Below are 13,883 nucleotides of genomic sequence, written 5' to 3'. Positions count from 1 at the left end.
ATGATCCTTAAAAATTAGACATACTGTAATTGCGTATTAAGCCTTTCTATGGCTTCCAATAAACTTTCTTCTGAGCCAGTTATAGATATTCTTATATGATTCTCTCCGGCTTTACCAAAGGCTGTCCCAGGGACAACCGCAACACGAGTTTTATCTAAAATAAAATTAGCAACAGATTCACTTACAGAATTATTCTGATAGCTATTAGGAATCTTTTTGTATAAGGTACTAATGTTAGGAAATAAATACATACCTGAATTTGGAGCTTTATCAAGCTCAAAACCATCAATTTCTTGCAGTGAAGAGAAAAAGCGAGTTAGTTTTTTCTCTAACAGTGATACATTACTTTTGGTCGTATTTATGACCTCTTGATCATTCATTACCTCAGCTAGTGCTGTTTGTATCAATGTGTTGACAGCCAAACAATTATAAGTATGAGCCTTTAGTGCTTGTGCAGTAAACTTCTCTGATGCAACTAGCCATCCTACTCTCCAACCAGTAATGCCTAATCTTTTTGAAAAGCTGTTTACAACAATTAAATTATGCATGTTATCACAAAATTTAATTATTGGTATATGAGATTGTCCTGTAAAGATAAAATCATCAAAAACTTCATCTTGCATAAGATAAATATCTTTTTCTACTATAATTTGGTACAATTTTTTTAATGTTTCTAAAGTATAAACTGTACCCGTTGGATTACACGGAGTATTAATGATGATTAATTTGGTTTTAGGAGTTATGCACTTTAAAATATCGTCAACATCTAATTCAAATCTATTAAGATGTGAAGTAACACTTCTTACAGGTAAACGTCCTAATGAAATAACAATAGGTTCATAAAGCATATAACATGGATCAGGAATTATTACCTCATCTCCTATGTTAGTTGCAGTAAAGATTGTTAACCAAATAGCTTCAGCACAACCGTTAGTAGCAAGTATTTGGTTATTTGGTTGCAGCTTAATGTTGTATTTTATCTTGTATCTTTCTGCAATTGCGGTACGTAAAGGGTAAAAACCTCTTGAATCTGCATATTTATTAAGGGTACTATCATTGCTTTCTATTGTAGCCTTTAAACTATTCAAAAGTTTTTCAGGAAGGTTGAAATTTGGATTGCCTACTGTCATATTGATATAACTCTCCTTGCCCCCAATTTTATCTGATATGTCTTTAGAAGGATGGGGGTGAATTATATTCAACAATTTATTCATACTAAACTCTCTTTATTAAATTCACCTCTTCAATTGGGAATTATACTGACTCTACATACTTATACTTGCAAATCAAGAGTTATTAAAACTTAGCAATCTCAAATTTGGGGTATAATTTAGGCTCTTAATATTGTAAAATTCTTGAAGATAGCAGTATTATAGAGAATTTGGGGTGTGGTGTCTACTGCAATAACAACTTTTTTAGTATATAACTGCCATGGTAGTTTAAACATTATGAAGAGAAGAAAAGATGTCATTACCGCGTAAGCGGGAATGACATTGATTCTATTCCATTACTGTAACTAACCTTTCCGTGCTATAGCTATAGTTTAATGCGTATCATTATGTTCTCCTGCTGCGATAACGTCATCAGTCATCAATATGATTATTTGTATGTGCAGTGTTGTCGAGTCCTCTCTTTAGAGCGAATTCATTTGATATTTCCTTGAGCCTTGACAATAGTTCATGCTGTTGTGGATTATTTGTTAATATATTACTTGGTAACTTCACTGTGTGTTGTGTTTCGCTAGTTGATTTATTAAGAAGTTCATCGCCAGATGCATAATCAGAATCATTTTCTGGTGGTGGAGCATCAAATGTAGACAATAAGTTATTCAATTCATTTACAACTGTAGGTATAATTGTATACTTATTGTCTAAATTCAGTTCGTCTATTATACGATAAGATACGTCGCTCATATTAAGTATTTGTTTAATAGATACATTTGGATCATTAATGGCATGAATCAAATCTAGACATTTTTTTACTTGTTCTAATTCTTGTTTTTTTGTAGCTAATTTTGTGCATAATTCGTTTAGTTTGAGTTTTTGAGACTTTGGGTCTATATGTGGTATTTCTTTTTCATCTTTAGCATAACTCTTTTTTAACTTTGGGAATTGTGTAGTCAATATCTTTTCAGCGTCTATACTAGTTTTACCAGTAAGTTTCTCTTGTATTGCACTAGGTAAACTTATTATTGTGTATATAGCTTTAATATTTTTTGCTTGCACAGCTGTAAGTATCACCAAAGCATTCTCTACATCCTGTTTTGTAAACCAATAATTTTGTTGTTTAGCCATAATATTAGCCATAATAATGTAATCCTCAATTAGTTCAACATATTACTAATAATTGATTTTGTAATACTAAAAAATATACTATTCTTACCTAATAAGGTGTATCTATATTTTATATGCTCATTTTTCAATTATTAAGATCATTAGAATTTTATTAGGTTATCGTCCTTTATAATTCGTTATAATAACCTAACTCAAGGAGAGTATATTTATTATTTAAGAATGTTCAACAAAATATTACAAAAATAAAAATTTATTTTAAAATAATAGTAATTTAAGGTTTTGCACCTAATATCATTCACATAGCCATTATCCGTTTGAAACGGATAATATTATAATTATTCAATAGGATTTAGTATTTTTTTATAGATAAATCATAAAAAAATACTAAATCCGCTTAGTGGAAAGATAATTGCTGTTATAATAGTCTATGTTTAAATATTTAAGTCTAAGTATTAGTTACATGATTAACATATCCAAACTACCTAAACTACAAGTTTTACTAAAAAAACTACATAAATTGGTTGTATATTTTTTATATAAAAGAAATATTATTATTTTAATAGGCGATAAAGGTACATTTCTTTGTGCTTTAATACACGATAAAATTGTGGATACTTTATTTGTTCCTGCTGAAAACCAAGATAATTTAGACTCCTATAAAGAATTTTTTGGTAAATTCAAAAACTATTACGTTTTCTTCTTATTAAACGGTTCTGCATGTGAAGTACGCCATGATATAGTACCTGTACTACATTCAATAGTAAAAACCAATCCTGTAGAAAAGTTTATAGAGGAGTATTTTTCTATAGATGATATAGTTGCTTACAATGTCTATAACATCAATACCAAATATAGTGAGGTGTGGAATACCTTGCTGGTATCTACTCCTTATACCCCACCTTTAAGTAAGTTACTTGAGAATCTTTTGGCAAGTAAGAGGCAAAAGTTTGGTGGGATTTATTTTTTAGCTTTGGAATGGAAAACAATTATAGATAAAATTGTAAAAAATGTTAAAAATAATAAGTATAGTGAATATTTACAAATTTTTGTATGTATTTTAAGTACAAACGGTATTAAACTTGTTGTTAAACATCAAGGTAATATAATCTCAATTCAAACATTTGATTATCCAGCTGATAAGTCAGACTTATATATTCAAGGTATAATTGAACAAGAAGTGGAAGATTGTTTGATATCTTGTAAAAGCTATATTGATAGTTTAACCCTTAAAGTTTGTATAATTCTTATAGTAGACCAAAGTCTAAAGTTGTTATTAGAACAATCCAGTTTTGCTGAACATCCAGTAATATGTAAGTCTAGCAGTGTATTAGGTGATAATAGCAAATTTTCAGATGCAATGGTTGTCAAGTTATTTAATGAACAAAAAAGCTTTCTAGCCTTTAACAAATATTTAGAATCCATAGCTAAACTCAATATTATCAGTTCTTTAATTTTCAAACCATTTATCACTATAATAATAGTATTGATATTTGCTGCATGTGCTATCAAAATTAAAACCGTAGCAAATTACAGAAAATTGGATCTTTTAAATTCACACTATTTTAGTGCTGAACAAGATTATTATAATGTTAAGCAAACCTATCCATATATTCAAAATACCACTAATTTAGCTGATTTATACGTATTTGAAGCATTATTGCAAATCCCCGTACCAACGCCATTTGACTCGTTAGAAAAGTTTTTAACAAATTTACCACCTAATCTGCACCTAGAGGAGATTAAATGGCAAAGGTCGGATATAGATAATACGTTATTATCATCTAATCAGTATATAAAAATCGAGATATTATTAAAATTTATCGTTAGTGATATGCTAGTTGAAGATGCTACTCAGCTCTTAAAACAAGAAATTGCAAATTTTAGTAAAATATTTAGCAATATGGATATTAATTTTACGATATTTACTGATCAAATATTAGAGTTACCTAATAGAGTAGTAATACCTGCTGAGGTTATTATTACTAAGAAAAAAGGATAAGAGATGCTTAAAAATTTTATTGTTCATCTAAAAAATGTTATATTCTTTAAGTTTATTATGTGTTGTCTGTGTATTTCTACTATTTTATGGTTGTTGCAAAGTATTAATAAAGATTATATGGAATCAATTGCCAAGAATCAAAATATAGAAGAATCTCTAGCTCAAGAAACGTTAAAGTTGTATTCTATAATAAATTCCAAACATAAAATACTAGAAACTTATGCAAGATATTCAAAACTATTATCTATTTCTGCTAGACAAAATTGTTTAGAACGAGCAAGGTTAATAACAACAATTGATAGTTTCTCAAAAAAATACAACTTAAATGAGCCTATTACTATATCAATTAAACAAGAATTCTTTAGTGGTATTACCCCAATGGTGGGAACAAAGCAGGATACTATAAGGATAAAGAATTATGATGTTTACATAAGATTTGCCACTAAAGATTTTGCAACTTTCTTGACAATTATAAGAGAAATCTATTCTTGTATGCCGGAAAATACTATTGTACTATCTATAGACATAAAGAAAGAAGATGTATTAGAACCTAAGGTTGTTTATAAACTATCAACAGAAAGAACACCTGATATGATATTTACAAAACTTAACATGCGTATAAGAGAAATAACGGCAAATAAGTAATTGTAATCTTAAGTAGTTATTGTATATTGTTTATAACAAAATTATTAATAAATCTTAGAAAAATATATGAATATTGTTGTAAAAAAGTTAGTAAGAGTTATCATTATTTTAAATATTATTTTTATTGCAGAAGTGACGATGGCTAGTAACTCCTCATCAAAAGAAACAAAAGATTATATCGCTACTAGTCAATATTACCATAATTTGATATCCAGTAACGATATGGCAGAGCTTAATATGTTTTTAAGTTTATTACCCAAAGGAGGGGAGCTTCATCATCATTTTAGTGGAGCTATATATGCCGAAAATTATTTATATCTTATTAATAAGGCTGGTTTTTGTATAGATAAAAATAGCTATCACGTGCAAAAAAATAAACCAAATAAACTAAATAAAACATGCCTTAGTATTACTGCTCTCCAAGATAATTATGATCTATATACCGCTCTTTTAAGTCGCTGGTCATATGGTAGATTCTTTTACGATCATAACTGTACTCAATAAGATGGATTAAAACATTTCTTTAATGTTTTTGGATATGTAGGTCCAATAGAAGCAGTTGATGTCAAAAGTAGTTTGACCTTATTAAAGGTAAGAGCTAAATCAGAAAATATCCAATATATTGAAACTATATTGTTCTTAGCCCCAATTAGTGACAATCCTGCACTTGATAAGGTTAATCAACTAACAAGTAATACAGATGATGCCACTATCAATAGTGTTTTAAGTCAGGCTGTTGATGTTTTAGATAAAGATAGCATTATACAAAATGAAATCGCTCAAAATTTACGTGAAATCGTATCTAACTCCAAAGATATTGATGATGATGATTTTAGTATGCTATTTCAACCATATGTAGTACGTTTCAACAACCCATCGCTGATATTTTCTGGATTATATTCAGCGTTTTTAATTGTAAAGAATAATACCAAATTTGTTAGAGTTAACATTGTTGGTAATGAGGCTCATCCTATTGCTTTACGTGATTATAAGTTGCATATGAAAATGTTTCGTTTCTTAAAACAAAGATTTCCTAATGTAAAATTGTCGCTGCACGCGGGAGAGCTTACTTTAGGTCAAGTTGCTCCTGAAGAATTGAGTTATCATATTAATGATGCGGTTAATTTGGCAGAGGCAAACCGTATAGGACATGGTGTCGATATTATGCATGAATCTAACCCCTACCAATTAATAAATACATTATTAAACAAAAATATACTTGTAGAAATTAATTTGACTAGTAATGAAGCGTTACTAGGAGTACAAGGTAACGATCATCCAGTGAGACTTTATATGCAGTATGGAGTACCAATTGCAATTTCTACTGATGATCCAGGGGTGTCACGTAATAATTTAACTGATGAATATTTAAAATTTGTCACTCGCTATAAACCATCTTATGATAAGCTAAAAGAAATAGTGTCTAATAGTATTAAATATTCTTTCTTAACAGAAGATAAAAAAACTAAGCAAATTGACTTACTAAATAAAAAATAAAGAGCCAAAGACTAATGAACATCTTTAGCAGTATAAACATTTCTATATGTAAAAAAAGAATAAGTGAAGAGTTATTTAATAATATAACAAAACATGCGTGTTTAACACTTGCTAATATAATAACTATTGATTACGAAATTAGACTTAAATCAACACCTGAGATTGGTGTCCATATAAGTAATTGTATTGGTAAATTAAGAATTTTTCTCGGTCAGAAAGTTATTACGGATGATAGTTTTTCAACAGTTTTAATGTTATTTTCAGTAGCAATCTCTCCTGATGCAGTAGAATATCAAGATAGAGATAATATTCTAAACAAATCAGAAGATATAATAATTGATACACTAATAAATACAAATTTTGGTAAGGCAAATTCTGAAGAGAGAAAAGTAATAAAACAAGTGTTAAAAGATTTACTGGCAGCAAGGAATAGTTATGAATTAACAAATTTTATACAGCTTGAACCAGAAGTATTTTGTACAACGGTAATGCATGCGGTGAAAAAATATCAAAACCCAAAGGAAGTCAGCACTAATGCTAGATTAGAAATTAATAGAATAGTAAATGTTGCAGTAAAACATAATAAGAAAATTGAAATATTTAAACAAGCAACTAGTAAAATTATAACTGCTATTTCTGTTCTAGCAGTTGGGGCTATCAGTGTTGCAACAGCTGGTGCCACATTCGCTTTTATGGTAGTACCAGCTTCTATTCTAGCAATAGAATATGCTCCCAAAATCGGCGAAAAAATTGGCGGGGTAATTCTGAGTCAGGATAAATCCATGAGTGTGCAAGAAGAAAAAATTACCGCTCTAAAAACTAATTTATGGAAAAATAATAAGGAATTCTTGTCTCAACAGCGAGCAGTAGAGCATAATGTATCCATGCAAAAATTAGATAGTCAAATAAAGTCGGTAGTCAATCTAAAATCTAACAAATTAGATATAATAAAAGATCAGCTATCGGTTAACTTACCTAGTAAAAAGTCTTTACTAAATAACAAAAATAGCAAATCTTCAGGACAAATTAAACAAAGGTAACAATATGCTAGTAACTTGGGTTCTCCTTATATTTGCAGGATTATTTGAGGTAGGTTTCTCTATATCGCTGAAGTTGTCAGAGGGTTTTACCAAAGTAAAACCCATTATAGCTTTTATTATTTTTTCTATATTGAGTTTTGTTTGTCTAAGTAAAACTCTAGATAAACTTCCTCTTGGTACTGCTTATCTTATATGGACTGGTATCGGAGCTGTAGGAACAGTAATAGTAGGGATGGTGTGTTTTAACGAGCCATACTCTGTCATGCGAGTTTTCTTTATTACGACTATGATAATTTCTATTATAGGGCTTAAGTTGTCTTAAACTTATGATCAGGCTTATTTATCCTAAATTTTGGTACACCAAGAACATTATAGCATATTTATTATTACCACTAAGTTGGTTATATCTTTTTGCTAGTTATTTAAGAAAAATAATTGCACGTCCTATAATATTTCCTTGTAAAGTAATTTGTGTCGGTAATATAAGCATTGGAGGTACTGGTAAAACTCAAATAGTGATCTTCCTTGCGAAAATGTTGAAGGCTATTAATATTGATTTTATAATTATTACTAAAGGTTATGGCAGTAAACTGAAAACGGCGTTGTTAGTTGAACCACATCATACAGCACTAGATGTCGGAGATGAAGCAGTAATGCTATTAAAATATGGTAAAGTCATAGCTAGCAAGAAAATTCAATATATACTGCCTTTTATACAGAAAATTAAGCCAAAGGTGGTTATAGTAGATGATGCAATGCAGAATCCTAATTTTTATAAGGATATTGTTATTCTGTCAGTTGATGCTGACAGGTTATTTGGCAACGAATTGTTAATTCCAGCCGGTCCTTTGCGTGAGTATCCTAAACAAGCTATTGAAAAAGCAGATATAGTTATTCTCGTCGGTTCGAGTAATGTTGCTCCTTCTTTCTTATATAAGGAGCTTCCCTTTTTTCAAGCCCAAATAGTTCCAACTATAGACATAGATAAAACAAAGAGATATTTTGCTTTTAGTGGTATAGGTAATCCTGAACGTTTTTTTTCTACATTAGAAAATTATGGATTGCAGTTAGTTGGTAATAAAATTTTTCCGGACCATCATCAATATCGTGAAGAAGATTTAGACTATTTAAAAGAACAATCAGAAAAATCTAATTCTCTTCTAATAACAACTAGAAAAGATTACGTAAAAATATGTGATACTAACTTGTCAATAATATGTTGTGATGTACATTTATTACTAAATAATCAAAAATTATTAGCAGATTTAATATATGAAAAAATTCTTTAAAAATATTAAGTATTTGCTTGAGTATTTTTTCGTTTTAATAGTACTAAAGATATTAGGAACATTTGGTATCGACAAATCTGTACAAATTTGTCGGTATATAGCAAGGAAAATAGGTCCTCTATTGCCAGTCAATAAAATTGCAAAAGAAAATATTCAAAATATTTTTGGCAAGAATCAGACAAATGGTCTAAGCATGGAGACTCAAGTAACCATTGATCAAGTATGGGATAATTTTAGCAGTTTTATAGGAGAATTTCCATATGTTAATAATATGTCAGAGGAAGAATTATCTAGAAGGGTAGAAATAATCGGACTTAATAATATAATAGAATTTCAGAAATCACACCAACCTTTCTTATTATTTACGGGGCATTTTGCTAATTGGGATTTTGCACTTAAAATTATAAATAAATTTTATCCTAAATTTGCTATTATTTATCGTAAATTAAATAATCCTTATATTGATAAGCTGATTAATGATAGGCGTAAAACTAGTGATATAAAGCTAATTCCAAAAGGAGAAAAGGGTGCAAGAGATCTCATATCTGCAATCAAATCAGGATACGCAATTGGCATGCTTGTAGATCAAAAAATGAATAATGGCATTGAAGTACCATTTTTAGACCGACCGGCCATGACTGCTCACGCAATTGCTAAAATTGCCTTACAATTCGGCTACCCGATTATACCATTACAAGTGGTTCGCACTAATAGTAATAACAGTTATTTTAAAGCTATTATCCATCCACCAATACAATTACAAAAAACTAATAATAGTAAAACAGATTGTTATAATATAATGTTTACCATTAACCAAATTTTAGGTAATTGGGTTAAAGAAAATCCAGGTCAATGGTTTTGGTTTCATAATAGATGGAAGAAGAATAACTATGCCCCAAATGACAAAATCTGCAAATAATAACATGTAGCCGAAAATGTAAATTTAATAAGTACTGGCTAAAAGTTTTTTTGCAAAAAAAGTATGGCTAAAAACCATATAGTAATCAAACATATCCAAAGCCCACCTCTAATGTCATATGTACGCTTGATTAGGATTTTTAGAGCATCTTCAGTTTTTTTAGCTTCTCTTATACACTCTGATCTCATGGCAACTATGTAACCTGATATAGTCATAATCTTGCTATATAGTTGTTTTAGATATTTATCATTAAAATCATTTTGCATAAAACCCTCTTACTATGATTGTAGGTAAAATATTCCTATTCATTATTAGATAGGGTAGTTGAGGTTGCATTTTTAAAAAGAAAGTTGCTAAATAAGCAAGAATAAATTTGATTACTGAGCAAATATTGTATATATTCATAGGGCATTTCCTTTTATGATTGAGGTTTTGTGCTTAACTAACATTTAGTATTATTTCGTTTTTATTCAACTTACCTATATTTGTAGTAGTTGAATTTATGTACTGAATAGTTTTAGTTTTTAAAGTTTATCTTACTAAATAATTCCTTGGTTCATTTAGTAAGATAAACAACTTTACTGTGACAATTTTTTGTTGTCAATAAAAAACCGTTTTTCACGGATCAAATTTATAAAAAAAATATTTACAATGGGCTGGATTGAAAATATAAAAGAATTCCTTAGGAATAAAATGGAAGAAAAACAACTAAAGGCAAGTGATCTTGCTGAACTTGCAGGCATTCCTACGACTACTATGAGAGGGATATTGGGTAATCGACGTCCTGAAATAAAAAACATAATTAAACTTGCAAATTATTTTAACTGCTCTATTGATAAAGTCGTAGGTAGAGATGAATTTGAGCCTCAAGAGAAACAAGAATATATGCAACTATCTCCAGAAGCATTAAGTGCTAATTTGAAGAGTTTTATCACCGAGAAGATGAATAAAAACCAAATGACTCAATACGAATTAGGACCAAAAATTGGTGGTAGTCCAGACAGCATTCGAGCTTTTTTAAGAGAAGATGATAATAACCAAAAAATGCTAAGTACTGGAGCAGTTATAGCTATTGCTGATTATTTTAAAGCTCCTATTGATGGAATGCTAGGTAGAACTTCGCAGCTTGGAAGAGAGAAGCAGGTAGACAGATCTTTAGGTAACTTAAAAACATTGAGTCCTGAAGTTCTAAAAGCCGCTCAACTGATTGGGAAATCCATTGCAAGTGATATATCACCTAAAGCTCTGACTACAGATAATGTTGCTCCCAGCCATGTGAGTTCTTTAATTAATAAATCGCCTAATAGTAGCAGAGGAAGATAATTCTTTTTTATTGATAATAATTTAATGCAAGAACGTATTAGCAATATTAGGGGTCTTTTCGCTAAGTATAAAATAGATGCATATATAGTACCGTCTAATGATCAATATTTTAGCGAGTATGTTCATGAAAGTGCTAAACGACTGCAATATATGACTAACTTTAGTGGGTCAAATGGTATTGTGGTGATCTGCAAAAATAATGTTATATTTTTCACAGATGGTCGTTATCTAGAACAAAGTAAGCGTGAACTAGATCCAAAAATTTTTGAGATTTTTGATATTAAAGATTTACCCTATTTTCCTTGGGATGATTATTTAGGTAATGATGGTATATTAGGATATGATGCGAAACTCTTCACTAATGTTAAGTTAAAAATATTTTCTAAAATAAAGCCTCGTTTACATAAAGTATCTAATAATTTAGTAGATCAAATTTGGCGTAATAGACCAGCTGAGCCATCATCAAAAATATATATTTATGATGATAAGTTTGCTGGTCAATCGTATAGTGATAAAATTACCATGTGTCGTAATCTACTCACTAAATATTTTGCAGATACCATGATTATTACTGCAGCAGATTCAATATGCTGGTTATTAAATCTCAGAGCAAGTGACATTCCATATTCACCATTGATGCTTGGTATAGTCCTAATCACTAAGAACCAACTATATTTATTTATTAATCCAAATAGGGTGGACCAAGATATTATACTTGCTCGTCCTCATATAACTATCTTACCTTCTGCCCAATTTGCTGATATATTGAGTCAAGCTAATAAAGTCCTAATTGACGAAAACTTCACTTCCAATTATATCATAGATTTGCTAAGCACTAAGATAATAGAAAAAATTAATGATCCCTGTCAATTAGCTAAAGCCCGTAAAAACGATATTGAAATTAACCATGCAATTAATTCCCATATTAAGGATGCGGTGGCACTATGCGAATTCTTTGCATATTTATTCGAACTACCAAATTTGCAAGATCAAACTGAATATGATTTAGGAGCAATATTAACAGAGTTTAGATTTAAGCAAGATCAATATGTTATGGATAGCTTCCCGACTATATGTGGCTTTAAGGAAAATAGTGCTATAATTCATTACCGAGCAACAAGCACGGGGGCAAAGAAAATCTTAGGTAAAGGTATATTATTAATTGATTCTGGTAGTCAATATAACGGTTGTACTACTGATGTAACTAGGACTTTTGCTATAGGTGGGTATCCTAACAAAGAACAAAAATTACGTTACACTCAAGTTCTTAAGGGGCATATTGCTTTGTCGATGATTAAGTTTCCAGTTAATCTTATTACAGGAGGTAATTTAGATGTGCTAGCTAGGCAGTTTTTATGGAGAGATGGACAAGATTACCCACATGGTACAGGTCATGGTGTTGGTAGCTTCTTAAGTGTTCATGAAGGACCACAAAATATTAGTTTACGCAGTAACGTTATTCTAGAACCTAGTATGATTGTATCTAACGAGCCAGGTTATTATAAAACAAACGAATTTGGTATTAGAATAGAAAATCTGATGTATGTCAAAAATACTTCACAGGATGAAAATTATCTAGAGTTTGATACTCTCACCCTTGTTCCTTATGCAAAAGATTTAATAGATCGCAGAATGCTAAACGCAGATGAGATAAATTATATAAAACAATACTATCAAAAAATTAAACAACAAGTTTATCCTCTACTTTCAATTAGAGGACAGAAATGGTTAAGTAATCAATTACTTTTCTAGCTTGTTGATTTCTTCAATACTCAAACCGGTAATCTTGGCTATATACTCAGACGTCATATTTTCTTTAAGTAAAATTTTAGCTATAGCTATAGCTTTTTTCTTTTCGCCTCTAGCCTCACCTCTAGTTTCAGCAGCTTTTTCAGCTTGTTCGATTTTGAACTGCTCTACTGCTAGATTATCTAGTTGGGTTTTGGTTATATGATCATAGGTATTTAACTTTGCTTCCGTCCACGAGGCTTGATCTATTGCTTGGAAAGCTCTTTTAATGATAATATCGTGACCAATTAAATGCTCCATTTCTACTAAAGTACTATGATGGGCATGTTTAAAGAAATACATCCATTTTTCTTCAATATTCTCTAACTGATCAATGGTTTTATGGAATTTTTTTAGTTCAGCAAAGATGAAGTAAAAATCCTTAAGATCATGCTCATAACTCTTGGAATCTAACAATCTATGGGTTGATTTCCAATTTTTCTTGTCAGGAAACATGATAAAATCAGCAATAGCCAAAAATATCACCCCTTTAAGCTTAGCATATACTGCTAATTTTTTATGATTTTCATCTTCTTTAAGTATTTGCGTGAATAGGCTTTAGCCGCATAAAATTGAGCTCTTTTCTCAAATCCCTTATGTTCGCCAACCTGCATTTCAACAATTACTTGCGTGCCATTCTGATCTTTACACAAAACATCGACAATAGATTGCCGATATGCAGCAATTACAGGATCTTGGATGGTTTTAAGAAAACTAACCTCAATAATTTGATCTTTTCCCTGATATCCCAAAATATCATTAAGGAAGTGAATTAATATATCTTTATTTTTCTCTGTACCAAAGATTTGCTTAAAGCAAAAATCATTTTTTGGATCAAGAAAACGGGAAATAGCCATAATAAATAACTTAAATTATATGATACTCATTAGTAGTATAGCAAAAAAACTCTCAAGCACTAAGTAATATACGATAATTTTTTTAAGCTATCGATAAATAATGCTTGTATACTCGGTGAACTTCAAGAATTGGCGTCGTCATGTCTAAAGATCGAAGCTGCTCACGTACTAATGTACGCCTAGCAGCTCAACTTTGCTACTGTCTAGCTCTTCTTGAAGTTATACTATCGTC

General features: G+C 30.2%; 15 protein-coding genes. 10 read left to right on the top strand and 5 right to left on the bottom strand.

Annotated elements, in window-relative coordinates:
• Nucleotides 1-14: 14 nt before the first annotated feature.
• The gene (locus tag AAHM86_RS01900) at nt 15-1,214 is read right to left on the bottom strand and encodes a pyridoxal phosphate-dependent aminotransferase (RefSeq protein ID WP_342268090.1); all 1,200 of its coding nucleotides are present in this window, start codon (nt 1,212-1,214) and stop codon (nt 15-17) included.
• Nucleotides 1,215-1,583: 369 nt separating this feature from the next.
• Nucleotides 1,584-2,306, bottom strand: a complete 723-nt coding sequence (locus AAHM86_RS01895; RefSeq protein ID WP_342268089.1) for a hypothetical protein — start codon at nt 2,304-2,306, stop codon at nt 1,584-1,586.
• A gap of 415 nt (nt 2,307-2,721) precedes the next feature.
• On the opposite strand from AAHM86_RS01895, the gene AAHM86_RS01890 reads away from it, so the two are divergent.
• The 8 genes from AAHM86_RS01890 (at nt 2,722) to AAHM86_RS01855 (ending at nt 9,683) form a co-directional block, all read left to right on the top strand.
• Complete coding sequence (locus tag AAHM86_RS01890) at nt 2,722-4,293, top strand: hypothetical protein (protein WP_342268088.1); 1,572 nt, start codon at nt 2,722-2,724, stop codon at nt 4,291-4,293.
• Between the two features lie 3 nt (nt 4,294-4,296).
• Nucleotides 4,297-4,938: a hypothetical protein gene (locus AAHM86_RS01885; protein ID WP_341747278.1), complete on the top strand. Its 642-nt coding sequence runs from the start codon at nt 4,297-4,299 to the stop codon at nt 4,936-4,938.
• Between the two features lie 66 nt (nt 4,939-5,004).
• Nucleotides 5,005-5,442, top strand: a complete 438-nt coding sequence (locus AAHM86_RS01880) for a hypothetical protein (RefSeq protein WP_342268087.1) — start codon at nt 5,005-5,007, stop codon at nt 5,440-5,442.
• A gap of 72 nt (nt 5,443-5,514) precedes the next feature.
• Nucleotides 5,515-6,435, top strand: coding sequence for a hypothetical protein (locus tag AAHM86_RS01875; protein ID WP_342268086.1), 921 nt, complete (start codon nt 5,515-5,517; stop codon nt 6,433-6,435).
• Nucleotides 6,436-6,449: 14 nt separating this feature from the next.
• On the top strand, nt 6,450-7,475 hold the full coding sequence (locus AAHM86_RS01870; RefSeq protein ID WP_342268085.1) for an RP853 family protein: 1,026 nt from the start codon (nt 6,450-6,452) through the stop codon (nt 7,473-7,475).
• 4 nt (nt 7,476-7,479) lie between these two features.
• Nucleotides 7,480-7,797 carry a multidrug efflux SMR transporter gene (locus tag AAHM86_RS01865; RefSeq protein ID WP_342268084.1) on the top strand — a complete coding sequence of 106 codons (318 nt, stop codon included), beginning with the start codon at nt 7,480-7,482 and terminating at the stop codon, nt 7,795-7,797.
• Between the two features lie 4 nt (nt 7,798-7,801).
• Complete coding sequence (gene lpxK / locus AAHM86_RS01860; RefSeq protein WP_342268083.1) at nt 7,802-8,764, top strand: tetraacyldisaccharide 4'-kinase; 963 nt, start codon at nt 7,802-7,804, stop codon at nt 8,762-8,764.
• On the top strand, nt 8,748-9,683 hold the full coding sequence (locus AAHM86_RS01855) for a lipid A biosynthesis lauroyl acyltransferase (RefSeq protein WP_342268082.1): 936 nt from the start codon (nt 8,748-8,750) through the stop codon (nt 9,681-9,683). The genes lpxK and AAHM86_RS01855 overlap by 17 nt, the downstream gene beginning before the upstream one ends.
• Nucleotides 9,684-9,721: 38 nt before the next feature.
• Here AAHM86_RS01855 and AAHM86_RS01850 read toward each other — a convergent pair whose 3' ends face one another.
• Nucleotides 9,722-9,949 carry a hypothetical protein gene (locus AAHM86_RS01850; RefSeq protein ID WP_342268081.1) on the bottom strand — a complete coding sequence of 76 codons (228 nt, stop codon included), beginning with the start codon at nt 9,947-9,949 and terminating at the stop codon, nt 9,722-9,724.
• Between the two features lie 385 nt (nt 9,950-10,334).
• Between AAHM86_RS01850 and AAHM86_RS01845 the strand changes: the two genes are divergently transcribed.
• Nucleotides 10,335-11,006 (top strand): helix-turn-helix transcriptional regulator, encoded by a 672-nt coding sequence (locus AAHM86_RS01845; RefSeq protein ID WP_342268080.1) that lies wholly within the window; start codon nt 10,335-10,337, stop codon nt 11,004-11,006.
• Between the two features lie 24 nt (nt 11,007-11,030).
• On the top strand, nt 11,031-12,758 hold the full coding sequence (locus AAHM86_RS01840) for an aminopeptidase P family protein (RefSeq protein WP_342268079.1): 1,728 nt from the start codon (nt 11,031-11,033) through the stop codon (nt 12,756-12,758).
• Here AAHM86_RS01840 and AAHM86_RS01835 read toward each other — a convergent pair.
• Nucleotides 12,747-13,280 carry an Rpn family recombination-promoting nuclease/putative transposase gene (locus AAHM86_RS01835; protein WP_342268078.1) on the bottom strand — a complete coding sequence of 178 codons (534 nt, stop codon included), beginning with the start codon at nt 13,278-13,280 and terminating at the stop codon, nt 12,747-12,749. The genes AAHM86_RS01840 and AAHM86_RS01835 overlap by 12 nt on opposite strands.
• 23 nt (nt 13,281-13,303) lie before the next feature.
• Nucleotides 13,304-13,651: an Rpn family recombination-promoting nuclease/putative transposase gene (locus AAHM86_RS01830; RefSeq protein ID WP_342268077.1), complete on the bottom strand. Its 348-nt coding sequence runs from the start codon at nt 13,649-13,651 to the stop codon at nt 13,304-13,306.
• Nucleotides 13,652-13,883: the final 232 nt, after the last annotated feature.

Source organism: Candidatus Tisiphia endosymbiont of Empis tessellata (assembly GCF_964031035.1).
In the GTDB taxonomy this organism is placed as follows: domain Bacteria; phylum Pseudomonadota; class Alphaproteobacteria; order Rickettsiales; family Rickettsiaceae; genus Tisiphia.
The sequence above is the reverse complement of the archived record's forward strand: the minus strand, read 5'-3'. Positions and strand labels throughout refer to the sequence as shown.